The organism is Halobacillus sp. ABH2_015, assembly GCF_056158945.1.
Genome location: NZ_JBSWUG010000004.1, coordinates 1 through 25,185 on the forward strand (window position 1 = coordinate 1; position 25,185 = coordinate 25,185).

At 37.2% G+C, this 25,185-nt stretch carries 29 protein-coding genes; 26 read left to right on the forward strand and 3 right to left on the reverse strand.

What is annotated here, in order from left to right; translation table 11 throughout:
• The 11 genes from ACXAD6_RS20035 to ACXAD6_RS20085 all read left to right on the forward strand — a co-directional run.
• On the forward strand, window positions 1–1,130 hold a 1,130-nt coding region (locus tag ACXAD6_RS20035), incomplete at its 5' end, for an MFS transporter (RefSeq protein WP_474970507.1).
• A gap of 452 nt (window positions 1,131–1,582) precedes the next feature.
• Complete coding sequence (locus tag ACXAD6_RS20040; protein WP_474970508.1) at window positions 1,583–1,714, forward strand: hypothetical protein; 132 nt, start codon at window positions 1,583–1,585, stop codon at window positions 1,712–1,714.
• A 66-nt stretch (window positions 1,715–1,780) separates the two neighbouring features.
• On the forward strand, window positions 1,781–1,912 hold the full coding sequence (locus tag ACXAD6_RS20045; RefSeq protein WP_272917362.1) for a hypothetical protein: 132 nt from the start codon (window positions 1,781–1,783) through the stop codon (window positions 1,910–1,912).
• A 66-nt stretch (window positions 1,913–1,978) separates the two neighbouring features.
• Window positions 1,979–2,110, forward strand: a complete 132-nt coding sequence (locus tag ACXAD6_RS20050) for a hypothetical protein (RefSeq protein ID WP_272917362.1) — start codon at window positions 1,979–1,981, stop codon at window positions 2,108–2,110.
• 66 nt (window positions 2,111–2,176) lie between these two features.
• Window positions 2,177–2,308: a hypothetical protein gene (locus ACXAD6_RS20055; protein ID WP_272917362.1), complete on the forward strand. Its 132-nt coding sequence runs from the start codon at window positions 2,177–2,179 to the stop codon at window positions 2,306–2,308.
• Between the two features lie 66 nt (window positions 2,309–2,374).
• The gene (locus tag ACXAD6_RS20060) at window positions 2,375–2,506 is read left to right on the forward strand and encodes a hypothetical protein (RefSeq protein WP_272917362.1); all 132 of its coding nucleotides are present in this window, start codon (window positions 2,375–2,377) and stop codon (window positions 2,504–2,506) included.
• Between the two features lie 65 nt (window positions 2,507–2,571).
• Complete coding sequence (locus tag ACXAD6_RS20065) at window positions 2,572–2,703, forward strand: hypothetical protein (RefSeq protein ID WP_474970509.1); 132 nt, start codon at window positions 2,572–2,574, stop codon at window positions 2,701–2,703.
• Window positions 2,704–2,727: 24 nt separating this feature from the next.
• Window positions 2,728–2,859 carry a hypothetical protein gene (locus ACXAD6_RS20070; protein ID WP_474970508.1) on the forward strand — a complete coding sequence of 44 codons (132 nt, stop codon included), beginning with the start codon at window positions 2,728–2,730 and terminating at the stop codon, window positions 2,857–2,859.
• A 389-nt stretch (window positions 2,860–3,248) separates the two neighbouring features.
• Complete coding sequence (locus tag ACXAD6_RS20075) at window positions 3,249–6,110, forward strand: thiopeptide-type bacteriocin biosynthesis protein (protein ID WP_474970510.1); 2,862 nt, start codon at window positions 3,249–3,251, stop codon at window positions 6,108–6,110.
• 5 nt (window positions 6,111–6,115) lie between these two features.
• Window positions 6,116–7,087 carry a hypothetical protein gene (locus ACXAD6_RS20080; protein WP_474970511.1) on the forward strand — a complete coding sequence of 324 codons (972 nt, stop codon included), beginning with the start codon at window positions 6,116–6,118 and terminating at the stop codon, window positions 7,085–7,087.
• Window positions 7,088–7,727: 640 nt separating this feature from the next.
• Complete coding sequence (locus ACXAD6_RS20085) at window positions 7,728–9,014, forward strand: helix-turn-helix transcriptional regulator (RefSeq protein WP_160890301.1); 1,287 nt, start codon at window positions 7,728–7,730, stop codon at window positions 9,012–9,014.
• Window positions 9,015–9,074: 60 nt separating this feature from the next.
• Here ACXAD6_RS20085 and ACXAD6_RS20090 read toward each other — a convergent pair whose 3' ends face one another.
• The 3 genes from ACXAD6_RS20090 to ACXAD6_RS20100 form a co-directional block, all read right to left on the reverse strand.
• The gene (locus ACXAD6_RS20090; protein ID WP_160890302.1) at window positions 9,075–9,650 is read right to left on the reverse strand and encodes a Crp/Fnr family transcriptional regulator; all 576 of its coding nucleotides are present in this window, start codon (window positions 9,648–9,650) and stop codon (window positions 9,075–9,077) included.
• Window positions 9,651–9,691: 41 nt separating this feature from the next.
• Window positions 9,692–10,162 carry a hypothetical protein gene (locus tag ACXAD6_RS20095; RefSeq protein ID WP_474970512.1) on the reverse strand — a complete coding sequence of 157 codons (471 nt, stop codon included), beginning with the start codon at window positions 10,160–10,162 and terminating at the stop codon, window positions 9,692–9,694.
• Between the two features lie 107 nt (window positions 10,163–10,269).
• Window positions 10,270–10,395, reverse strand: coding sequence for a hypothetical protein (locus tag ACXAD6_RS20100; protein WP_272917365.1), 126 nt, complete (start codon window positions 10,393–10,395; stop codon window positions 10,270–10,272).
• Between the two features lie 502 nt (window positions 10,396–10,897).
• Between ACXAD6_RS20100 and ACXAD6_RS20105 the strand changes: the two genes are divergently transcribed.
• The 15 genes from ACXAD6_RS20105 (at window position 10,898) to ACXAD6_RS20175 (ending at window position 25,181) form a co-directional block, all read left to right on the forward strand.
• Entirely contained in the window at window positions 10,898–11,698 is an 801-nt protein-coding gene (locus tag ACXAD6_RS20105; RefSeq protein WP_160890304.1) for a ParA family protein, read from the forward strand.
• Window positions 11,695–11,940 carry a hypothetical protein gene (locus tag ACXAD6_RS20110; protein WP_160890305.1) on the forward strand — a complete coding sequence of 82 codons (246 nt, stop codon included), beginning with the start codon at window positions 11,695–11,697 and terminating at the stop codon, window positions 11,938–11,940. Before ACXAD6_RS20105 ends, ACXAD6_RS20110 begins: the two co-directional genes overlap by 4 nt.
• An 11-nt stretch (window positions 11,941–11,951) precedes the next feature.
• Window positions 11,952–12,221: a hypothetical protein gene (locus ACXAD6_RS20115; protein ID WP_160890306.1), complete on the forward strand. Its 270-nt coding sequence runs from the start codon at window positions 11,952–11,954 to the stop codon at window positions 12,219–12,221.
• A 346-nt stretch (window positions 12,222–12,567) separates the two neighbouring features.
• A complete protein-coding gene (locus ACXAD6_RS20120) occupies window positions 12,568–13,479 on the forward strand; it encodes a helix-turn-helix domain-containing protein (RefSeq protein ID WP_474970513.1) in 912 nt (303 codons plus the stop codon).
• A gap of 133 nt (window positions 13,480–13,612) precedes the next feature.
• Window positions 13,613–13,864 (forward strand): hypothetical protein, encoded by a 252-nt coding sequence (locus ACXAD6_RS20125; RefSeq protein ID WP_160890308.1) that lies wholly within the window; start codon window positions 13,613–13,615, stop codon window positions 13,862–13,864.
• 26 nt (window positions 13,865–13,890) lie between these two features.
• Window positions 13,891–14,136, forward strand: a complete 246-nt coding sequence (locus ACXAD6_RS20130) for a hypothetical protein (protein ID WP_337194118.1) — start codon at window positions 13,891–13,893, stop codon at window positions 14,134–14,136.
• Window positions 14,137–14,430: 294 nt separating this feature from the next.
• On the forward strand, window positions 14,431–14,856 hold the full coding sequence (locus ACXAD6_RS20135; protein ID WP_160890309.1) for a hypothetical protein: 426 nt from the start codon (window positions 14,431–14,433) through the stop codon (window positions 14,854–14,856).
• Window positions 14,857–14,870: 14 nt separating this feature from the next.
• Entirely contained in the window at window positions 14,871–15,092 is a 222-nt protein-coding gene (locus ACXAD6_RS20140; RefSeq protein WP_160890310.1) for a hypothetical protein, read from the forward strand.
• 20 nt (window positions 15,093–15,112) lie between these two features.
• Window positions 15,113–15,382 carry a hypothetical protein gene (locus ACXAD6_RS20145; RefSeq protein WP_160890311.1) on the forward strand — a complete coding sequence of 90 codons (270 nt, stop codon included), beginning with the start codon at window positions 15,113–15,115 and terminating at the stop codon, window positions 15,380–15,382.
• Window positions 15,383–15,449: 67 nt separating this feature from the next.
• Entirely contained in the window at window positions 15,450–16,553 is a 1,104-nt protein-coding gene (locus ACXAD6_RS20150; RefSeq protein ID WP_474970514.1) for a hypothetical protein, read from the forward strand.
• Between the two features lie 57 nt (window positions 16,554–16,610).
• Window positions 16,611–19,091, forward strand: coding sequence for a VirD4-like conjugal transfer protein, CD1115 family (locus ACXAD6_RS20155; RefSeq protein WP_474970515.1), 2,481 nt, complete (start codon window positions 16,611–16,613; stop codon window positions 19,089–19,091).
• 207 nt (window positions 19,092–19,298) lie between these two features.
• Window positions 19,299–22,226 carry a pLS20_p028 family conjugation system transmembrane protein gene (locus ACXAD6_RS20160; RefSeq protein WP_474970516.1) on the forward strand — a complete coding sequence of 976 codons (2,928 nt, stop codon included), beginning with the start codon at window positions 19,299–19,301 and terminating at the stop codon, window positions 22,224–22,226.
• A gap of 12 nt (window positions 22,227–22,238) precedes the next feature.
• Window positions 22,239–22,565, forward strand: coding sequence for a DUF5592 family protein (locus ACXAD6_RS20165; RefSeq protein ID WP_160839932.1), 327 nt, complete (start codon window positions 22,239–22,241; stop codon window positions 22,563–22,565).
• Window positions 22,565–23,221, forward strand: a complete 657-nt coding sequence (locus tag ACXAD6_RS20170; protein ID WP_160890315.1) for a hypothetical protein — start codon at window positions 22,565–22,567, stop codon at window positions 23,219–23,221. Before ACXAD6_RS20165 ends, ACXAD6_RS20170 begins: the two co-directional genes overlap by 1 nt.
• A gap of 1 nt (window position 23,222) precedes the next feature.
• A complete protein-coding gene (locus ACXAD6_RS20175; RefSeq protein ID WP_474970517.1) occupies window positions 23,223–25,181 on the forward strand; it encodes a VirB4 family type IV secretion system protein in 1,959 nt (652 codons plus the stop codon).
• The last annotated feature ends 4 nt before the right edge of the window (window positions 25,182–25,185 follow it).

Sequence of the window (25,185 nt, forward strand, 5' to 3'; positions counted from 1 at the left end):
TCCTATATTCAGGATTTGCATTTTTTGCAATATCATCAGCAAATGTATTGGCTTTTTTAATTGCCCCCTTAGCCAATTACGCCAAATACAAAAATGGCTTAGTATATAGCAACTTTATTAAAGCGCTCATTCTATTCACAATACCTTTATTACATTACACAACTGGCTTAAATGTTTGGTACGTAATTGGTTTATTATTTATCACTGCTTTATTCACACAATATACTTATCCAATTGAATCAACGATTTTACCAATCATTGTAGGTAAAGATAATGTTGTTGAGGCAAATTCTTATCTGCAAACAATTCGTGAATCCATGGATATTGCTTTTATCGCGGGAGCAGGCATTATCATTACACTTGTTGGCACGATTCCGGCCATTATCATTACTGCTACCTGCCTAGTATTAGTATCTATAATATATTCATTGTTCACTTTCCAACAGCCTGACTTTCAGAATGAAAAGCCTCAGTCTATTGGGTCTGCAGTTAACTTCTACTTTGTAGACCTTAGAGCAGGATTCAACTACATAAAAAATTCATTAGTGACTAAAATGCTTGCTTCTTTAGTATTTATCAATATCGCTATGGTGATTATGACAACTAATTTACCAGCATTTTCACTTGAAAAAGGCGATGGTCTAGAAGCTGTATATGGGTTTTATTTAGCTGCAATGTCTCTAGGTATAATGATAGGTGCGATCCTTTCTCCAAGAGTAAAGAAAATCAACTTTGGCAAGCTAATTATCTTTACTTTTATTGGGACAGGTATTATGTGGATGGGAGCTTCAACATTACCATTGATGGCATCGATGATTTTATTCTGCTTAGGAGCAATATCTATTGGGATTATAAATATACTCGTCTTCTCATCTATACAGCAGCAAGTAGAAACAGCGTATGTAGGGAGAGTCATTACTGTCATAACTAGTGCAGCTTCTTTAGGGATGCCTGTAGGCTCTTTAATCGGCGGTTTTCTAGGTGAGACATTCGCCCCTTCAGTATCTATAATGGTTTGCGGTATTTCAATGGTCCTTTTCAGCATTTTTTGGTTGAGCAGCTCGGTTTTACGTAAACTCCCTAGTATAGACCATATAAATCTATTTACTGATTATAAAGCTAAAGCCTGATACTCAATGATTACTTCGACAGGCTTATACGAATTAACATTTTAATTTTTCTGAAATATCAGACTTGATAAATAAATACGACTCCGTTATTATAGTTATTGACCCGTTAGTCAAGTGGTTTAAGACGTCGCCCTTTATAGGCGAAGACATAGGTTCAAATCCTATACGGGTTATCCATAAAAAAGCTCTGATCATCTAAAATTGATGGTCAGAGTCTTTTTTTTACAAAAATATCCTGAAGGTTCTCCTGAAATTTTGAGTTATTCAAAATTAAACTTACTACCTTCTTTTCTGCCTCTTTTAAAATAAGTCTTCTTTCTTGCGATACAAGGCACCCGTTCATAAGATTGAAAATTCAAACTTCAATGTATTTTAAAATACACCCCACACTAAAGAAACCCTATATCATTTTGATTAGAAAAACTCGAGGGAGTTAGAAAGGGGGTTTTCTCATGGAAAACAAAAAGAGTGTCACAGCACACGATATCAAAGTTGAACTAGAGGACTACAACGTTGATGCATCTCCAGTTATGCAAGAGATGGAGGCTTCCTACGTTGGTTCTGTCATCATCGTTACTAAGTAAGGAACATGACTCTACAGAATGGCTGTAGAGTTGATCGCTACACTACTTCGAGAGGAGGCTATACTCATGGAAAACAAAAAGAGTGTCGCAGCACACGATATCAAAGTTGAACTAGAGGACTACAACGTTGATGCATCTCCAGTTATGCAAGAGATGGAAGCTTCCTACGTTGGTTCTGTCATCATCGTTACTAAGTAAGGAACATGACTCTACAGAATGGCTGTAGAGTTGATCGCTACACTACTTCGAGAGGAGGCTATACTCATGGAAAACAAAAAGAGTGTCGCAGCACACGATATCAAAGTTGAACTAGAGGACTACAACGTTGATGCATCTCCAGTTATGCAAGAGATGGAGGCTTCCTACGTTGGTTCTGTCATCATCGTTACTAAGTAAGGAACATGACTCTACAGAATGGCTGTAGAGTTGATCGCTACACTACTTCGAGAGGAGGCTATACTCATGGAAAACAAAAAGAGTGTCGCAGCACACGATATCAAAGTTGAACTAGAGGACTACAACGTTGATGCATCTCCAGTTATGCAAGAGATGGAGGCTTCCTACGTTGGTTCTGTCATCATCGTTACTAAGTAAGGAACATGACTCTACAGAATGGCTGTAGAGTTGATCGCTACACTACTTCGAGAGGAGGCTATACTCATGGAAAACAAAAAGAGTGTCGCAGCACACGATATCAAAGTTGAACTAGAGGACTACAACGTTGATGCATCTCCAGTTATGCAAGAGATGGAGGCTTCCTACGTTGGTTCTGTCATCATCGTTACTAAGTAAGGAACATGATTCTACAGAATAGCTGTAGAGTTGATTGCCATGCTACTTTGAGAGGTGGATAACTCATGGAAAACGAAAAAAGTGTCACAGCACACGATATCAAGGTCGAGCTAGAGGACTACAACGTTGATGCATCTCCAGTTATGCAAGAGATGGAAGCTTCTTGGATGGGTTCTGTTATTACAATTGACCGATAAGCTACTTTGAGAGGAGGTTTTCTCATGGAAAACAAAAAGAGTGTCACGGCACACGATATCAAGGTCGAGCTAGAAGACTACAACGTTGATGCATCTCCAGTTATGCAAGAGATGGAAGCTTCTTATGTTGGTTCTGTCATCATTGTTACTAAATAAGGGCTGTGACTTTACTTAGAAAACTAATAGCAGCAGTCGCTGCAATATTGGCAAAAAAGCTCGACTATCTCCTTCAGATGGTAGAGCTTTTTTGCTTCTTTACTTAACGTCTATTTCTTTTATCTCTGTTATGAACTGACCTATCACATATTTAGGCAGAAACGTAGCACTCCTCTCGAAGCGCGCCAGCCTTTATCACTACTAGAAAGCACCTCTCGATTGCTAAATTCCACGCCTGCACACCTTAAGATCCTGTTTGTCTAATGTATATATTCTTCATTGTATTATAAAATACAACACTGATTAGGAGAGCAGTTTATTCTTAAAATAAACCCCCAGTACATATTAACGACTTAAAATTTTCAAAAGCATAATACGGAGGGATAAAGATGATTAAACGTAAAACTGCTATGAAATTTAATGTTACAAAGCATTTATTTACTGAAAACGAAGATTCCTACTTGTATGAAATAATTCAAGATACTGGTTTTTTAGAAAGAATTCTACTCAATAGTGAATCTTTGTATAATAAGTTGAAAAAGATAGTAACTAACAACAAAAAAATAGATGATAAGACCAGAAATTCCCTAGTAAAGTACTTGTTAAGAATGGCAGCAAGGCCACAACCTAATCGTCTGAATTCTGGAATTTGCTTAGATCAAGAAGACGCATTTAATGATAAGAAGCAATTTAAAAAAGCTGAGATCTCTTTAGAATGGGAATACAAACTCATGCAAAAATTAGAGAATTCATTGACCATGAATTCCGATATTAAAGTCGTATTAAACCCTACATTATACAAGAAAGACCGACAATACATTTTGGAAAAGTCTATGAAAGGCAACAAATCATACGTTTATGTTAATGATTCAGATTTTTTGGACATTTTATTTGAATCTTTGAAAAACCCTACTTCTTTAAAAAGAATTTTAGAGGAGTACAACGAAGAAGCTCACAAGAAATTGGTATTAGGTGTGGTGGAGGACCTTATCAAAAAGGATGTTATCAAAACGGAATTGTCCAGCTACTCAATTAATAGGGATTCTGAAGCCTTCATCCGAAAATTAAAGCAGTGTTGTAATGAAGATGAAGTACTTATATCAAAATTAGATGATATACAGGTTGGTTTAGAAAGGTATAGAGCTGCTGAGATTGGCGAAGGAATTGAAATATACAAAGATTTAACGAAAAAAATGGCATCACTATGTAAGAGTTCTTCCTATTTAATTGTAGATCTCTACATTTATGACACAATGAACGAGAAAAAAGAAGTTACAAATAATGTTAATGTAGATGAGTCATTAAAGATTATGCAATTTTTCAATAAACATCAAGCTTTTGATTGGAAGGAATATCATAATATCTTCGTAGGTAAGTATGGCTCTTTTACCAAAGTTCCTTTACTCCAGATGATAGATAGGGATATAGGAATTGGCTTACCTAAATACTCACCAGTAAACAATACGAACAAAAAAATCGAAGAGTACCTTTTAAACAGAATTATGCAATTCAATTTTTTGGACGAAGATAAACTAAAGCTATCATCAAATGACTTTTCAAATCTTAAAAGAATTTACGGAGATGAAGGGGAAGATCGAATTCCAACTTCATATGATTGTAAATTAGTATCATGTGAAGATCAATTACTTTTACCACCAAACGCTTTCTCATTTCCACGTCATTCATTCACCGGTCGTTTTTCATTATCGGAAAAAGAAACACCAATTAGCCAACCTAACTTTTCTGAAGTGAATTATGTCAGTAACTACTTTAAAGACCTAGGATTAACACATAAAAGTGAGTCTAGTACCTTTATTGATTGCACAGGAAGAACTGATAATACAGTTAATCGAATTCCTTTAAATGAAATAAACGTAACAGCACACAATAATCGTTTCTACTTAACATATAAAGATGAGACCGTTTACCCGGTATCAACTCACCTATTTGGCTATAGAAACTTTAATGAGCATCCTGCTGCGGTCTTTCTAAATGAGTTCTATAGGTATTGCTTTGAATACCCTAGTGACTTCCCAGTTGACAGTTTCTCTTATTTAGAATTCATTCCACGAATAGAATACGAAGATTTCATTTTATCTCCAGCAAGAGTAAACATCAAATTCAACCTAGACAGTACTGAAGAAGAACGCCTCAACAAGATAAACCAAATAATCGACAAGTATGAACTAAACAAACTTAAGTATATATACCTTCTAGAAGGAGACCGTTCCTTGCCTGTACCTAATAACAACAATTCAGCTATTAGTTTTTTGGAAAGCTGCAAACGTAATGTAGGAGAAAGCTATGAATTAGTACTAATGGAGGCTCCAGAACTAGAAAACGCCGAAAATAATGATGTATGTGACTGGATTTATTCTTCTAGCAGCGATCTTTGTACAAACGAAGAACATGAACACAAACATTTAAAAAAAGCACTTGAAGTATCTAGAACCTTTTTGGATGAGACGGATCCTAACGTTAGTTCTTATTATTTATACTATAGGAATGGAAAGAGAGAGAAGATTGAACAGTTTATTTTAAAACTTAACGAAGATGGTGTGACCTTAGAAAATTTGTTCATAGTAAATTTCATTGATGAGAACAACAGAGAACATATTCGATTACGATACAAAAAGGACTATAAGAACGATATTGAGCTAGAAAAGAGGTTAGTAGATTTGATTACCTCTGGAGATCTTTACGATTATAAAAAAACACTATTTCATCCTGAGATCAACAGATATGGAGGAAAAGATGTTTATGAAAAGGTTTATAAACTATTCTCCGTTGACACAACATCCATTGGAAAAATCAAGTCTCTTTATTCAAATTATAATGAAATCGAACGCGCACTCTATCTTTCTAGTTATGCTTTGTACGGGTTGCTGGGTGACGATACAGATTTACTTTATGAGTACCTTGAAAACAGCATCTCAAAAAATCCGAAGTACGTTAAGCCTTTTTCTAAACGTCGCAATGAATTTCGAAAAATAGTATTACAATCATTGCAGGATTACGAAAAGGAATTCGATGAACTCTCATCTAAACATAAGAGTTTATCGAAGGAGGTTCTTAGCTCAATCAATAAAGCTGGCATAAGTAAAGAAGAACTCTTCTATCTGATTCGAAGCATCATTCACATGTCAATGAATAGACACTTTCCTTTTAAGAGAGACTTAGAAGAAGAAGCTAGTCAATATATGCGGTTTGCATTTTCTAACATAAGCTATTACCTAAGAGGGGTTGTTTAACTGTTATGGACAATTATAGTATTAAGTGTTTTGTAGTAGATCCTTCAGAAGGATTAAGAAGTACAATCACAAAACTCATAACTAACCACAACTTCATAGTCGATAAAGGCTGGGAAAATGGTTATCACCTACATCTGAGAGGTGAACTTGACGTTACCACTTTACAACCATTCGTCAGTGAATTAGAGAAAGGCGTTTCTGAATCATTAACAAATTATGATGACTCAGAATTTATCCATAAATATGAGTCTACTGCCCGTATACTGGATAGTTCGATGCCATTTAATCCGATACACAAAGATAAAGTTATCGTTAATATAGAGAATTCCATTTTTTCTAAGGATTTGGAGGATAATTTATTTAGACAAACGAATCATATTTTTGATTCGTATTATTGCAACGAATATTTCAAGGAAAATTCATTATACCAAGTCATCGAAGAAGTCATGAAATTTCATAGTTCGTTAGAAGAGTATGAAGAAAGAGGATACCTAGATGGCCTAGCTTATAATTGCCATCTTTCCCATTATATCGCCTTTATTAATCGCTTAAATACGAAAGAAAAAGAAAGGGTTGAGCGAGAATTCAGACGTAAATATGAGAAGGATTTTGAAGAGGGATTATTAAATTTCAATTTAGGACAAACTCCTTTAACTAAGGATCTAATGGAATTCTTCCATCAAATCAGACCTCTTGTTAGAAAAAAGGAACTGAACTTCTATATGCCTTTTAGACGAGAACAACTCAACCAAAAGTTAGAATCTGCATCCCAAAGACATAAAGCGACGTTCTCTGAAGATAATACCCACTATTTCCTTTACAATGATGTTGTAATTGCAAATAGATGGGTAACTAATGCGTTATACAAAAAACTCCTACTTCTAGGTTTAAGTAATTTAGATAGGTTTTATATGAATTATGTAATTTCAAGGCTAACTTATCCAGAAAGAGAATTGAACGACTATGCAATGCAATAAGAAGTTAGAAATTTGAATTGAATAACCTTATTTAGATACGAGGAGGGCAGGCTGAGCAGCCTGTCTTTTTTGCGGAATGCATCAATGTAGTATTGTGTCTCATGCCTTGTTGAAATCCTATCGATAGAAGGACCCTTGATGGATATCATCAACAAATGAAAAACACCCTAAATTGGTTCCTTCAATCGTCGAAATACCAAACTAACAAAGCGATCACCAAATGGTGATCGCTTTGTTAGTTTATAAAAGATGACTTTCTAATACCTCACGAGCTCCTACAACCATCTAATGGGATGTTCATTCCAACAAGACCAAAATGTGGAGCTTATTCACACCTTTTTCATTCATGGCATTCGCTCGTAGAATATTAATTAACGAACAATGATTTGAATTACATGATATCGCATGCATTCTTCGGTTTCTTTATGTTTAGAAAAGGAGTACTATTCCACTTGGAAATCTTATTACCCGTCGTACTAATGGAGGTGATAATTATCTAGGTATGCTATAATGCATTAAATAAGAACCATTACTTTCAAATCACAACACAAGTCCTTAAGTATATTGTTGTTTATACAACTATCCATAGTTACCTTAAAAAAAGACAGAATATTCAGTTTCCGAAAAAGGGGGGAGGACTATGAGTATTAGTGTAGGAGAAAGGATAAGACATTTGAGAATACATAGACAAATGTCACAGTCTGAACTAGTTGAAGGAATATGTTCAGTCCCATACTTGAGTAGAATAGAAAATGGAAAAACAAACCCATCTAATCAATTTTTAAAAAAAGTATCGCTTAAACTTAATGTGAATTTTGAAATGTTCAATAATCAAAATAATGATAATTTTCAAAAAGAAATAAAAACAATTCTGTCTAAAATTGAAGAAGAAAATAGTAGCCTTTCTAAAAACGAGGAAGCTTTACTAAAGATGGCATTGATAGAGTTCATTCCTCCTCAGTTACTTATTAGAGTCTTCACCTCGTTGTTAGAAAACTCAGTAAGAAAAAAAGCAATGAATGAAGCAGATACGATTTATGGTTCGTACTTCAAATTAATTGATGCTACAAACGCTCTAGAATTAACAGATCCAAAAGAACAGGCAATTTATTATCGACTACACAGCGCTTTAGGTAAGTATTTCTACACTAAACAAGACTTCAATAAATCGGACTACCATTATTCAATTTCTGAAACTTTAATACCTGATAAAAAAAGTATAGACAGCGCCAAATTATTTTATAACATCAGTCTAGTTAAACAACGGATATATGAAGATACAACAGCAGCTCTCTACTACTGCAAAAAAGCTTACGACATATTTCAAAGGGAAAATGATTTAGAAAACTTGGTTAACGTACTAGTATCCATGGGGGTACAATATCATATGCTTTCAAAATATGATGTTTCTCTTGAAATGCTCAATGAAGCAGAAAGCTATTTAGATAGATTACAATCAACGAATAAGCTTGCTTTATCCACTATGATTACATATAACGCAGGAAGAGTCTACCAAAAAATGGAAGAATTTGATAAAGCAATTACATATTATACTATGAGCTCTAACAATACAGATAATGATGTTCACAAGGCCTATATCTTTAAAGGCCTAATAGAAATCAAACTACACAAAAAGGAATGGCTATCTGTTAAAAACCTTTTAAATGAGGCTTTCGCTATAGTAGAAAAACACAAATTACCTCATATAGAAATTGAATTACATGCAATAAAGGCTATGGTTTATAAAAAGAGGGGGGATTATTTAAATTATGAAAAGTGCATGAAATATGCTATAAAATGTGCTGAGATAGAAAAATATCCCCCTTTGATAAAAAAAATGTCTAAAGAATTAGCTGGTTATTATCATGAATTGAGGTTTTATAAAAAATCTTCAGAATATTATTTGCTGGCACTCAATAATTCATGAAATAGAAGTACGAAAGTGATCAATCCAATCCATGTCGGTTGATAGAGAAGAAATGGTTCGTTAAACAACGCCAGAACTTTCATAATTATCAGAATTTTCAATGAAGTCTTCCCTTAAACAGATATGTCCGTGAAGATATGTTATTAGGTTTTCTTTCTTAAGCTCATTTAAAATCCTAGTTACAGTGGTACGCGTTGAAAGAATCAGACTAGCAATTTCCTCATGAGTCAACAAAAGCTGAATCACAGAGTAGTTATTTTTCCATCCTTCACCATGCTCATAAACTAAGTATTGGAGCAAAGAAATTAAACGATCTCTTACAAACTTTTTTCGCTTAATAAGGTTTAATAATTCCGTTCTCATTAATGTCGTTGTTACTTTATTAAGTAAAAAGTATTTTTCTTCTAGAGAGTTAACCGGATCCCATTTGTAAACTAAGAAAAATGCATCTTCTTTGACTGCCCTAAACTCATATACACTATTAAAATTAACGTTCTTTAACCTTATAGCGTCATCAGCCTTCAGTACACTGATTAATATTTCTGTACCATCACTATGTAGTTCCCATAACTGAGCAGTCCCTTCACTCAAATAATAAATATACTCTGGTTCTACGTTAATGATTTTACTTTTCATTAGAGCAGTTTCCCTATAGTTACTTATCATTTTTCATCACATCATTTCTTAGTAATCCAGTGAAGTAAGTTAAGTCTAAACGTTTTATCTAGTAGCGTTAATTCGACTTCTTGAGAACCATCTAAAAATGTATGCTTTCCATAAAGATTTCCATGAAGGTCTAATAAACAATCTAATTCAGTTGTGTACCTTCGTTTAAAATCTGTTTCAAATACAAAATCACTTATATAACTAAGAAGTAAAGGGGTATCTATTTGTAAATCCATTCTAATTTGATTAATCTCTTCAAAAAATTTCTCTTGATCTTTTGCCCCAAATAAGTAAATAAATTGATTATTAGTACTGTCTAAAACATATACCCCTTTACTTTCCATTCGATTAACTGTACTGTCTCTAAGAGCAATAACGATAGGAGTACAACATTGAGTTAAATCAAGCTTATTTAATAATTCATATATGATTTGACCTAATACATCTTTATCAACAATATAAGCAGGTTTCTGCAAATCCACATAATAACAATCGGTATGTTTAAGAATTGGACAGGGGATTGAAACGGGATAGTTATTCGCTGCTTGCGTAATCAATACATTCAAATTTAGTTGAGACTTTAAATCCCTCATGCAGTTTCTTCTTCAGGAACATCACCATATGGTCCTGGTTGCAATTCATCAGCTGTAAACTCTCTATCTACCCCTCCTAGACAAAATAAACAAAGCAATACAATTAGAGTGAGCTTTTTCATTTGTACATCTCCTTTAATTAGTTCTTAAGATAATTGTACTTACAATTAACGATTAAACAGAAGAGGTTAATTTAGTTAAAAGTAAATACACTTCAAATGATATATCCCACCACTTTTTTAACTAAAAAATATGTATTCCATTCAAACGACAAAGATATAACCCTACAAACAGCAAACCATACTCAAACTGTGCAACATAGTACAATTCGACATCTACAAATGAGTTATTGTGAAATTGTGTTATTGTAAAATCGGTTTCTCAATGGTATCATGAAGACAAGCTAACCAATTACTTACGTAGTAGATTAATGAAGGATTTTGCTCTTGTAGCAGATCTGATAAGGCTAGAATTTAGAACAGGATTAACATGTTTATGTTTCGAATACTTAAATTAGACGAATAATTTTAAATTCATTAGTTAGATCCCTTAATTCTACACTATTTTGCATTAATGAATTATTGTGTTATTGCATTCATTTGCATGTGGAGGAGGAACGTTATAATGGCGCAGGTAATTACTTTTGGCAACTTCAAAGGAGGCGTAGGGAAGACTACCTCCTCGGTAATGTTTGCCTACATCCTCCAAGAACAAGGTTATAAAACCCTCTTGGTGGACTTGGATCCTCAAGCGAATAGTACCAGCTTTTTAGCCAATACGTTTGAAGTATCATTAAATAATTTTGTGAGTATTTATGAAGCTATGGAAATGGAAGACTTAAGCAAAGCTGTCCTATCCATGAGTGCGAACCTCGATCTTCTGCCAAGTGCAGTGGACCTGGTTAAGTTCGGTGACTTACTGAATCAAAAGAACAAAGGCCATGCAGGAAACAAGCATTACTACTTTGATTATCTGTTAGGTGAGTTGAAAGATAATTACGATTTTGTGATTATAGATGTTCCACCAACCATCTCAGAAAATACAAACAACGCTTTAGTAGCGTCCAACTATTCCTTAATCATCATGCAATCAGAACCCGATTCTCTTGCTGGTGCCATCGACTTCAACGATTACATCAAAGGAATGAAGCAATTCAATCCAGATCTTGAAGTCTTAGGGGTTCTCCCATACCTCGTAAACAAAAGAAGTAAAATCGACGAATACATTCTTGAAAAGTCCCTGTCTGAAGATTTGAATATAAAGGACCTTGTATTCAAGTCTCATATATACGAAAGGGAACGAGTGAAAAGGTTCCGTATTAACGGCATCACTTCTAGTAATAACCGTGATTTTCATGATAAGAAGACGCTGAAGATGTATGAAAAAGTCGTTAAAGAATTTCTAAAAAGGATGGATGAGAAATGACAAACAAAGGATTTAAGGATATCTTCGGTGACAATGACAATAAGCCGAAAAAAGAAAACCCGTTCACAAAGCAGAAAGCTCAAAAGCAGCAATATAAGTCTGTCCGTATCTATCCGGAAGACTTTAAAGAATACAGGCGTCTGGCCTTCCATCAGGAGAAAACCATTGTAGAAGTGATCTCTGAGTCCTTGAAGCTGTACAAACAGAAGTATGAAGGTGAAAGTGAGGAAACAGACAATTAGGAGTGTGAGGAATGGATGTAGCAAAAAAAGACACCACTTCTAATAAAGTGATGTCCTTGATAATGAAAACTGTTCTTTTAGGATTATTAGGCTTGGCACTATACTTAATCGTAACGAATATCAAAAGCATACTGTTGATAATTCTTGCCTTGGTCGGAATAGTCCTAGTAGGCACAGTAGTTATCAAGATTGCTTATTTCCTTTTTTCCATACTACTTCTATTAGCTGGAATAGTCGTCTTTTTATCCCTCACTGGATGGGTTATACACTGGTTTGGGTAAGGAGGAGAGCCTTCCCTGTTGGTTCTTTATTCCTTTCACAACGTTACAATTTTTTCTAATCTATGGTAAACTATCAACATAATATGCTTTACACAAATGAATTTTAAATTACAAAAAAATGCCCTGCAATCTATATAATTGCTTTCCATCGCCAAACAGACAGCAATTATATAAACCACAGGGGCTTGAGAGTATTTTTCTATCTTTGATTATATAGGATAATATTTGGAAAGTAAACTGATTTACAATGAAATCCATGTAAATCTGCTTACCTATATGCTATTTTCCATATATAAAACCTCTCAGTCCCCCTGTGCCTTTTTGCGGGGTTTGGGAGGTTATTTTTATGGATTCAGTAATCCAATTTGAAGGTACAATTTACGAAAATGGTTATGGCATGATAGCACAGAAAGTAATGAGGGATAAAAAGCTTCCGAAACAATCCAAACTTATCTATGCATATATGTGTTCATTTGCAGCTGTAGATAAAAATGGAGAAAGAACGGCCTTCCCGTCCATTAGTTTACAGTGTGCAGAATTAGGTATGACCCAAGATACTTATTATAAGTGGAGAAAGTATTTAGTTGATGGTGGATACATCACAATTAAGAGACAAAGGCAAGAAGGATCCAGGTTTGATAAAAACATCTACTCGATACTAGCTGTTCCGGTAAAGCCAGATACCCAAGGAAACAAAGAAAAAGAGCCATACCCTAAAAATTCGGGTACGGAAAATCCATACCCTAAAAATTCGAGTACGGAAAATCCAAGCACGGAAAATAAGGGTACTAACAGTAATAGTTTTAACAGTAATAGTTTTAACAATACATATAAAGATACATTACAAGATACGGAAAGTAAGAATGCTGAATCTAGTAAACAGAAAAAACGGGATGAGTTACTTAAAAATAGCTTAAGAGGAAAAATTCCCGATTCCATTCATGAAATACTTTCGACATTCACCAATACCTTTCAAGAAATGTATGATTGGTATGGAGTTCTGTTAAGAGCTAAAGATAAAGTCGCTAAAGAGACTGATCAGCTAATTCTTATCGAGGATCATGAAGAAATATTCCACGAGAGCTTAATGGCTGCTATTAGAAGGATTAAAACGGATTCTAGTATAAAAAACCTTGAAAACTATCTGTTTATTACGATTGCAGACAATCTTGGAAAATACTTTTCTAAATTAGAAAGATCAAACGCAAAAGAAAACTCATCACTTTACTACGACTGGTTAAATGAGGATATGCAGTAAATATCAACCCTTATGCCTCTATTGTATGTGTGATAACCTAGAAGCACAGTCTAATTTACTGAAATTTGAAATACTTTTCTGTAAAACGGATTGAGTTTCCAGTATTTAACATGTACAATGGGGGTAGTTGTTGATGGATGTAGTTACCAAATTTTATCAAGCTTTGAATAAATTGGATATTAAGTATGACGAAGAAACCGGTAGATTATCGAAACCGATTGTTTTTGTGGTCTATGATTCTAGTAGAAAAATACAGGCGAAACGTTTGTTTATTTTTAAGAATTATTTCCTTATTTTGAGAGAAGAGGAAAATGATACAAGGAAAATCCAATTTAAACACATTAAAGGATTCCAATATGTAGATAAGAGTGAAATTATCACATAGAGTAAAAATTTCCGAGGTGATGAATAGTGAGTAAGAAAAGACTTTCACATGTTGATCTGTCATGTAAAGCTAATTCAGTAAAAACCTTTGACAATGAAATATACGAATTAAAGGGCTCACTTGCCATTAACAAGGAAAATGGAAACATACAACCTGTAGCAGATATATATTATCGTGTGCGTACAGCTGTAAACCATCATAAAAACGTAATAGCCAAAAGAAAGCATACAAATGATGAGTTATATACTTATGTTAAGAAAAAAGCTGATTGAACAGGCTTTTTAGCCTTTCAATATATAGAAAATTACATATGGGTGCTTCCACATATCCAGCGTGTATGGGGGAGTCAACAATGAAGGGGTTAGCAAGGTTCGATTCCAAAAACTTGTCACTTAAAAAGTGAAGCGCTGTCATACTGGTTCTTCGTACATAGCCAAAAACGTCGTGCATTGGCAAGCAGTTATTCAACTGACACGTTGCCCTAGGGTTCTTACTTCCAGCCATAAAGTAAACGGAGAAGCCACTCTCCTTGTGTTAAAATAACCCAAAAAAGGGTGGTGCTTACTATGAAAATAACCAAAAGCTTGTTTCTCCTACTAATGACAGCAGTTATTCTTGCTGGCTGCGGAAGTGAACCTTTAAACAAAATGGAGTATGCGGACTTTAAAGAGACAATTACTCAGGATGATTTTACAGGCTTTGCTTATATATTAAGTGACTTCCACGCTGAAGAACGTAATTACATTTCCGTAATTGAAGAGGTTTTTCAAGAAGAGGGAGAAACATTGATTTACTATAACGATTTAGATTCACCTGATGAAGTCCATGAACAGTTTAATGAGGATAGTGGTCTAATAGAATTGTATCTTCCAGATGAGAAGGTTGCATATATTGAAGACGGCCAACCGGTCAGTGAGTTAGAGGTAACAGAAGAACTTATGAAAGAAGGAAATCATGAAACTCTAAAACAATTCATTCAAGATCATAAATAAAGGAGAATCGTGATATGGCCAAAGTATCGACTAAAGAACGAAAAGAAAAGAAAGATATTGCAAAGCAAATCATGGAAGCATACGGAGAGAGCTACAACGAATGGTTACATGACAAGCATGCTGAGTATATTGATGAAAATTTAATGGATTACATGAAGATGCAAGGCGATAAGAAGTCCCAAGAGTATCCTTCAAATGAAGATGGTCCACTTATCGCTTCAGAGACTGAAAAATAACATACAAGGGAGAGAAGATCATGTTCAATAATTTTATGTTGATGGCTGCCGATGGTATGAACGGCCTTATTTCAACAGGAGAATCGATCCTTGGATGGGCGCAGAGGTTAGGTCTAATTGGTGCGGCTATAGCATTTTGTATCGGTGGGTATTTCTTAATGTTCGGTGGTGACAGAGGCCGTGGTCGCTCGGTAGGATGGTTCCTAGGGGGAGCCGTAGGGCTCATTGTAGTCATGGGGGCTTATGGTATCGCCACCGGAATTGACAGCAATATAAAATTCAGCAATTAATATCTAAATACATGTAAAGCCACACTTTAAACAGTGTGGCTTTATTATGTTTGTGGAGGTTGATGGAATGCTATATGTAGTGTTTACTCAATTGGAAAACTCTAAGATCGTTAAATTTGAAAAAATACCCTTTCCACAAGCTGTTAAGCTCTCGCAAGAGCTGGAAATGGAAATGCGTGAGAAGAAACAAGAGATTTATGGGGAATTTTATTTACTTGAAGAAGAAAACAATGGTGAAGCTATATACTCTGGAACTTTTAAGTTCGGTTCTTATTTTGCTCCCAACCTATTTGTCCATATTAAGAAAAAGCTTCCGGTAATAAAGACTAGTAAAGAAAAGGAAAAGAAACGCTTAGCTTTAATGGCCGAACTTGAGGAGTTAGTGGAAGAAGATCTTAAGAAAGAAGAGGACTTGGACAGTGAGATTTTTGGTAAATTAGATAAATCCAAGGTGTCTCGTCTTAAGAGGTGGCAGAGGCGGACAATCTACGGCCTTGGAGCACTTTTTGCGTTGTCCTCTATAGGGATTTTGGCATTTTTCTTTATTCAGATTTCTGCATTCAATAACGAATACCAAGCATTATCGGCTGAGAAGGAAAAGCAAACAGACGTTATTGATAAGTATCAAAATGCCCTTTTAGGGGAGGAAAAAACCTTAAACGAGTATTTATCTGCGAAGAAGTTAAGCAATTTAAAGTCGAATGAAAAGCGTATATACGCAGGGTACTTAGCTGATGAAAAGAAGTTTAGTGAGTTAGTAGATCTCTATGGTGGGGATCCTAAATTAGCTGCTACATTCCTTTCCAATAATAAAAGTGTTGATGTATTAAAAGAGTTTGATGAAGGTTATCCAACCAATGAAGCGAAATTTGATATCGCTTATGCTGAAGAAGACTTTAATAAGGTCTTATCCATTCAAAATGTAGAAATGACGACCCAAAGAAGTGAGAAAAAAACCTATGCTTTTCTGAAAACCGGAAACGTGGAGGAAGCTAAAGCTGAATTAGAAAATAACAACAGTGATGAATTGAGTGAAAAGATTGCTCAATACGAACAGTTGAATCAAGCGATTGCTGACATCAACAAAGAAATGGATGAAGCAAAAGATGACAAAAAAGATGATCTGGAAGAGGAGAAGGAAGAATTACAAACTGAAATAGATCAAATTTGACGTTAGACACTCAACCTGAGTGTCTTTTTATTTTGTTGAGTGAGGGGTGATCCAACAGTGAAGAAGCGAAGTGTTCACATATCCATTGCTGTCATCGGCGTAGCCTGCATGTTTTTTCTAGCCAATACAGTACTTAATTTAATTGTTATCAATGTACAGGACGTTTTAAGCAGTGACTCATTTTTGAAAGTGTCTGAACTGGAGTTTTCAATAAGTGCTTTAATCCTTAATTTTAGTATATTACCGACAAACATATACTTCGGTTTAGTATCCGTAGCGCTCATCTTAGGAGGCACGATGTATTATAAGTTGCGAACAAATTTTAAGGATTTAGAAACTAGTGGGACCAAGGGAACAAGCAGGTTTACAACTCTAAAGGAGTTGAAAGAACAATATCGAACCGTACCTGAAAAGAAAAAGACTTATGAGGGTAAAGGTGGAGTTCCTATTTCCAGGTACAAGGATAAAGTCTTCATTGATGATTCACCAGTCAATAATCTTTGGATTGGTACCACTCGTTCAGGTAAAGGTGAAATGGGTATTTTCCCCATGATTGATATCTATTCAAGAGCTGAGAAAAAAGCTTCTATGGTGCTTAATGATCCAAAGGGAGAGCTTTTTGCAAGCTCTAAAGAAACGTTAGAGAGAAGAGGTTATCACGTAGAAGTCCTTAACTTGGACAATCCTCTTCAATCCATGTCATATCAGCTACTCCAGCTAGTCATTGATGCTTACGAAGAGGGAGATATGACTAAGGCTGAGCAGTACACCAAAACGATAAGTAATATGCTTTACAGTGATCCTAGTGCTAAAGATAAATTCTGGCAGGATAGTGCAAGTGCCTTATGTACGGCCTTAATCCTTGGGTTATGTGAGAAGAACATTCCTCACAATAAAGAAAAGGTCACAATGTACACGGTGGCAAGCACGCTGAACACCCTTGCTAGTGAGAAGGAAGTTAATGAGATTACAGGTGACATAAAAACAGGTCTTGATAAATTTTTTGAGAGTCTTCCAGAACAACATCCGGCAAGATTGCAGTATGCCACCGTTAAATTTGCGAGTGGAGCTGGCCAGACAGTAGCCGGTATATTTGCGAATGCTTTTGACAAAATGAGTATCTTCACGTTAACTCCGATTGCAAAAATGACCTCTATGAACAGCTTTGAGATGAAGAAGATTGGATTCGGAAAGATTGTTTCGGGAGTAACCAGACCTCTAAGCCGAGTAAATATCCACTTTCCGAATGGAAAGTCATCTATTCGGACCAATGATAAAGGGTTGTTCTCGATTAACCATGATGAACACCTTAAGATAGGAGATCATGTTCACCTTGAAGTTGAAGAAAGTTCCATCAATTTGAAAATTGAAGTGATGGACATTAACGGAGGTGACGGCCTAGTCACTTATAGGACCATAGAAGATAACGGTGAAGGAAAAGACAGGATAGTACTTAAACGGCTAGAACAGTTTGAAAAACCGACAGCTTTATTCATGATTACACCTGATTATGATTCGTCACTGCACGTTATTGCTTCTCTTTATGTTAAACAGCTCTATACCGAGTTAGCTCGTACAGCCAGTAACACTAAAGGTGGAAAGTGTATCCGAGATGTAGTCTTTATACTCGATGAATTTGGTAACATGCCAACCATTGATGATATGGGATCCATGATTACGGTTTGTCTTGGAAGAAACATCAAGTTCAACTTAGTCATTCAAGCGTATTCTCAACTAAAACAGAAGTATGAAAAGCAATGGGAAACCATTGATGGAAACTGTGCTAATACAATTTATATATTGACTACAAATAATGATACAGCTGAAGAAATATCGAAAAAACTGGGAGAAAAAACGATTACCTCACAGAGTAGAAGTGGCAGCACCTTATCCTTCGATAAGAATAAAACTGAAGGAACAGATGGGCGCAGATTATTGAATGCAACCGAACTTTTTCAATTGGAAGAAGGAGAAATGGTCGTCGTTCGAGGGATAAAGAGACAGGATAAGAGACGTAATAAAATTACCGCATATCCAATCTACAATACAGGAGAAACGCAGATGAAGTATCGATATCAATACCTTTCTGATGATTTCGACACGTCAATTTCTATCAATGACCTCAACATCCCTTGTAAGCATGATGATTTAGATCTTCGTAAAGTGCTTTATTTATTCTATAAAGAGCCTGAGGATGTTCAAGGAGTTGAAGACGACTCCTTAGATGATTCGGAAGGTAATGGGGACGATTTAATGACTACAAAGTCACAAGAGAAAAGTATTGGCCAACTTATGGGTCAAGACAATATCTTCCCGTTTATGAAGAACAACGTTCTTACTGAGACAGATATTACTGAAGATGACCTGTTTAACATGGATGTATCCCGATTTTTGAATCTCCTAGAAGAACTTAAAGATTCGAATAAGTTAGCAACTAATACTTATAATGTCATCTTCGACAAGGTTGAGAAACTAAGGGAGATGGACAGCGAAGAAGGAGCTGAAGCCGTTGAAAAACAACCTATATCGACTTCATAAAGAAATAAACGTATTGGATGTCATTGAGAAACATGAAGAACACTTAGAGGAAAACGAGTTGATTGTTCAACTAGATGATGGGTACTGCAAGATACATTTGGACCCTGGAACCAGGAAGTATCAGATCCTTGTCGATCAATTCGATGAAACCGTTAGTTCCTCAATAGACGACTTCCTGTACGAAAACTAAGAGAAAGGGGGAGTGAAATGAGTGATGAGGAAGTTCTGGAAAAGCTATTAGAATTTGGCGAATATCTTACAAAAGGAACAATCATGCAGGACATGTTTCGTTGGATATTGTGGATGTGTGTTAAAGGTTTAGCGTGGATTGTAGAAGCTTTAGAGAATATTACAGACACCATATTAGGGTTGAAACTATTTTATAACCATCCTGAATTTGTGGAGTTTATAGATCGATTTCAACCGGTCCTGGTTATCTTATTTGCCTTTAACATTTTATACATCGGTTACTTGATGATTTTCCAGAAGAAATTCAATCGAGAAGGTGTGTTTACGAATTTAGTTATGGCTTTGATTATTATTGTACTTTTAGGGTCTGGCATGCAGAAGGCTGATCGATTTACTAATGAAGCCATTAACGCCATTAATTATTCGGGTAGCGATGGAGGGCAAATTGCTTCTAAAGTAATTACGGATAACATCATTGATATCTCTCTTTATGATTTAGATGGCTGGGAATCTCCTGACCTTGAAAATAATAACAATATTCAATCTGAATACGCTACGGATATTAATATCAACTCTTATCTGACGAGTGGGAGTCAAATTAATGCCGAAAAAGAGCTAACATCTAAAGGTGAAAAAATACTAGGTAATAAAATCGAGACTCTTGGTGATGGTTCGAGGAAAGTGATTGAACTGGAGGACGGGAACTGGATTTCAGACATTACTCAAGAGTATTACTACCGTTACACGGTGGATTGGATCAATATGATCGGAACACTTTTAGTTATGGGCTTTGTATTAGTAACAATCGCTGTAAAGCTTGCCAAGCTCTTCTTTGAGTTGGCGTTTAATTATGTACTTGCAGGTTTTGTAGCACCAACGGATATGCACAGTGGGCAGAAAATGAAGCAGGTTATTCAAAACATCTTAAATATATTCCTGGTTACCATCATGGTTTTCTTAAGCATGAAAGTCTACATCATCGGAACAGAATGGATTGGAGAAACGTTTGATGGGTTTGTGTACTTGATTGCCATGATTGGATTTGCAGCTGCAGTTGTGGATGGGCCTAACATAGTTGAAAGGCTCTTTGGAATTGATGCAGGACTCAAGTCTGGATGGGGAGCCTTGGCAGGAACATATGCGTTAGCCAAGGGTGCCGGAGGTGCTGCCATGAGTGCTGGAAATGTTGCGAATAAGACTAAGAATGCTATTGGATCGGTTGGGAGTAAATCAGCCGTGGCTGCCGGAGGAGCAAGTGGTGTTGTTGGAGGGTTGATGAGCAAAGACTCGCCAAGCAATGAATCTGAAACCAATCAATCAACGTCCCAACCCAATCAATCTAACCATGAAAATGGTCAAGAGCATCAAGGCATGAATGAACAAAACACTACAGGTTCAGAGAACGAAGTGGCTGCCGGAATGGAAGAGAGTAGTCAAACTGGTGAACACGCTCCATCCATTCATGATGAAATGAATGAAAGTGAGAGCGAAGAGGGGAACGGAGGGAAAGGAAGTAATTCTCCAACCTCTCTTCATGATGAGATGAAACAAAAAGGTTATGCAGGTGGACAATCCAATAAAGCAAAAGGTAAGAATTCCGATGGCCAATCAGCTCAACAAGGCAATAAACCTCCTTCTGAAGTTGGTGGAACCAGTAACGAAAACTTATCTTCAGTGAGTGATTCAGAAGGGCAACGAGTAGCAAGTGCACCTGGTGACAGCCCTGACGCAAGTGAAACAGAATCAGCTTCTTCTATTAGTTCAAATGGTGCTATGGGCCATGCAACGTCTTCGACACCAAACGTGTCCGGAGGAGCTCAAGTAGATCAGACAGCGCCACGTCCGGCCACAGGGGGAACGACAACCAGAGGGGAATCTTCCCAAGGTCCAGCAGCCCAGGAAGGATCGTCCTCGACACCAAACGTGTCCGGAGGAGCTCAAGTAGATCAGACAGCGCCACGTCCGGCCACAGGGGGAACGACAACCAGAGGGGAATCTTCCCAAGGTCCAGCAGCCCAGGAAGGATCGTCCTCGACATCAAACGTGTCTGGAGGATCTCAAGTAGATCAGACGGCGCCACGTCCGGCCACAGGGGGAACGACAACCAGAGGGGAATCTTCCCAAGGTCCAGCAGCCCAGGAAGGATCGTCCTCGACATCAAACGTGTCTGGAGGATCTCAAGTGGATCAGACGGCGCCACGTCCGGCCACAGGAGGAACGGCAACCGGTGGGGAATCTTCCCAAAGGCCAGCAGCCCAGGAAGGATCGTCCTCGACATCAAACGTGTCTGGAGGATCTCAAGTAGATCAGACGGCGCCACGTCCGGCCACAAGAGGAACGGCAACCGGTGGGGAATCTTCCCAAAGGCCAGCAGCCCAGGAAGGATCGTCCTCGACATCAAACGTGTCTGGAGGATCTCAAGTAGATCAGACGGCGCCACGTCCGGCCACAAGAGGAACGGCAACCGGTGGAGGATCTTCACAAGGGCCGTCTCCGGCATCTGAAAGCTATACGAACGGTGAGGAAGCTAAAACAGGTCCTGTATCACAACAAAGATCATCTACAAACACCACTGAAAGAAAAGGAACTTCACCTTCTCCTCAAACTCTAAATTCTTCAGATAGAGGGGCTGGAGGTTCTACACCAAACAGAGGTGGTTCATCTAGTGGTAGTGGCTCATCCACTATAGAGCAGTCAAGAAGCAATACTACACACGTTACGAAGGATATAAGTTCTGATTCAGGTCAAGGCGAAGTGATTAATGATAACAATCATGAAGTCGTTGAAGAAAGGCACATAGGGCAAGTCGTAAGAGATAAGGTGCATCGAAGAGTAAACGACAGTCAAACCGTTCAAAACACGAAACAAAGCTATCAAATCGGAAGAAATACCGGAAAAGCTGTAAGACGGAACTTCAAAAAACAAGTGAAAAAATTCAAGGAATAAGGGAGTGTGAATGTGGCTAACTACAGGATCCCGAAAAACGTTACCAGTGAGCTTAAGATTAATAAAGCCTTGTACCTGACTGATCTTGCGATATTAGTTGGGTTACTCCTTCTAACGTTTGTATTAAGCAACGTTGTTCACTCTTCCTTCACCTGGTTGTTTTACGGTTTCATGATCATTGTTGCAGGTTTGATGATTGTCAGGCCTGCAACCAACCCTAAAAAGAGAATGTATGAAGCGATATACCTTTCGTTAAGGAGAAGAAAAGACACCTATGTAGCAATCGATTACGAAGTGGATGAGACTGATGAAAATAACGAGATTGTAGGTGAAGATTGATGGCTTTATTTGATGAAAAACAAACCAAAAACCGACTGGATCGTTCACCTAAACAGAAAAGGACAACCGTTTTTGATGAATCGAATATCCAGGAGCAAAAGGATAAAAAGAGTAGAAAAGTGAAAATTAAGTCCAGTTTTGCAGAGCTGTCGCCATTAATTGATATTACAGCTAATGGGTACTTCCAACTCAATCATGAAGAAGGGTATTTTGATATCGTACAGCTGACCTCAAAGGACATTTATGCTCTGAATAACGCTGATAAAGAGAAGAACATCTACACATTGGCTTATTTCTATCAGTGGTATTTGAACGACATCAAAATCATCCCGTTGAATTTCCCGGTAGATACGAGCACTCAGCAGCGCCACATATTACAAAAGCTTGATAAAACAACGAAGAAGGAATACAGGTTCTTTCTCGAACAAAAGCTTAAAGAACTTCAATTTATAGAAAAGGAACGGACGAATCGGGAGTACTACATGTTCATCTATGCTGATGATGAGTACACTTTACACTCACGAATCAACAATATCGATCGCCTGGTCAATATGGTGTTACCAGTCGTTAAACTGAGTGATGAAAAGAAAATCAACATCCTTTATAAGCTGTTTAATTTGAACTCTAAGAACAAGACGGCAGGAGGGGAGATGTAACATGCTGCAGGCGATTATAAACAAAATCAAACCGTCTAATGTCGAAGAAAAAGATGAAAAAGAGGCGTATGGTTACAACCCATATCTATTGTCTGAGATTCAAAGTCAAGGTGGAATCAAGTTTGATGAAGCCTATATCCGTAAAGGAGATGGCTATGAAACTAGTATCCATGTATACGACTTTCAAACCATTGTGACGGACTTCTGGCTAGAGCAGATTATGAACATGCCAAACGTAGTAGCAAGTCTGGATATCAGCACTCCGAATCGTAAAGAAGTCATGGATAACATCAATAAAAGCATGGCAGAGCAAAAGGTGAGGGGGGAGAATGCCAAAGATACTTCCGACTTGATTGAAGCCTCTCAAAGCTATGATGAGCTGCAGGATATATATAACGAGGTACGTCAGGGAGAAGTGCTGAAACGCATCATCCTGCGTTTGTTTGTCAGTGCAAAAACGATTGATGAGTTGGAACGATCGGTGAAGGAAGTCATCGATACGTTGGAATCCTTGAACTTCAGGGGCAGTGTTTTTCTGAATGAACAGGAGTATGAATGGGAAGGCATGTTCACCAGTTATACAACCCAACAGAAGTATCCGAACAAACGGAAAGGTGTGGAAATCCCTTCCTTATCTTTAGCTGCAGGGTTTCCTTTCCACTTCACAGCCTTGAATGACCCTTTTGGTACGCATTACGGGACCACGGATACGAACGGTAACGTAATCTTCGACTTATTCCATAAAGACCAGAAAAGAAAGTTCTACAACGCTCTTATGATTGGAAAAATGGGGTCCGGTAAATCCACGCTATTGAAGAAAGTAGCTTTGGATAACGCTGTGAAAGGCCATAAGGTAAGGATTTTAGATATCACTGGGGAGTTTGAAGAGCTCACTCGTGTTTTAGGTGGTAAAGTTATCGCTCTGGATGGGTCACATGGGATCATCAACCCTTTGCAAGTGTATAAAACAGCTTCTAATGATGACGGGACGGCCAATGAGAGATTGTCCTTTACCCAGCACCTAAGTAAGATGAGTGTGTTTTACCGTTTCCTTAATCCGGACACGACAAACGCAGAAATTAAGGAGTATGAGAACCTTTTGAGGAATCTGTACGTTGAACATGGCCTTTGGACCGACGCCAATGAAACGAATCACATCACTGATCGAAAAGCAGAGGAATATCCAACCTTCAGTGATTTTCTAGCGTACCTTCGATCTCAACTGTATGAAGACGTAGAGAGTCAACGAGTCTATGAAAATCTGGGAAGTGTCAAAAGGGAACGGCTGGAGCATATTGAGCTGAATATATCCAACTTGGTACAGAACTACGCGCACCTTTTTGATGGCCACTCCAGCATTGAGAACTTTGATAATGAGTATTTCGTTTCTTTCCCTTTAAGAAACCTGTCTGAACTCAAGCCGGAAATCTTTCAGGCGCAATTGTTTAACGTCATGAACATGCTGTGGGACGGAATGCTGAACAATGGACAACCTCAATTTCAGGCCTTCAACAAGCATCGGTTGGACTTTGAAGATGCTGTGAGGTACCTGATTCTGATTGATGAAGCTCACCACATCATCAATACAAGGAAAGGTTCGGAACATGGTGTTCAGTACCTTCAGCGCTTCATGCGTGAAGCCAGGAAGTATTTCGGTGGAATCTTCTTTGCAAGTCATCTGATTACGGACTTCGTACCTGAAAATGCAGATCAGAGCAGTGCTGAAGAAGTGAAGAAGCTGTTCAGCTTAACGCAGTACAAATTCATCGGAGAACAGGACAGTGAGTCTTTAAACAAGCTGAAAGAGGTTTTTGTTGGCCAGCTGAACGAAAGTGAGCTGAATCAAATTCCTTTCCTGCAGACAGGACAAGTCTTACTCTCCATATCGTCTGTGAAGAACATCAAAATGAACGTTGATGTCTCACAAGAAGAGCTGAATTTGTTTGGAGGGGGTGCGTGACACC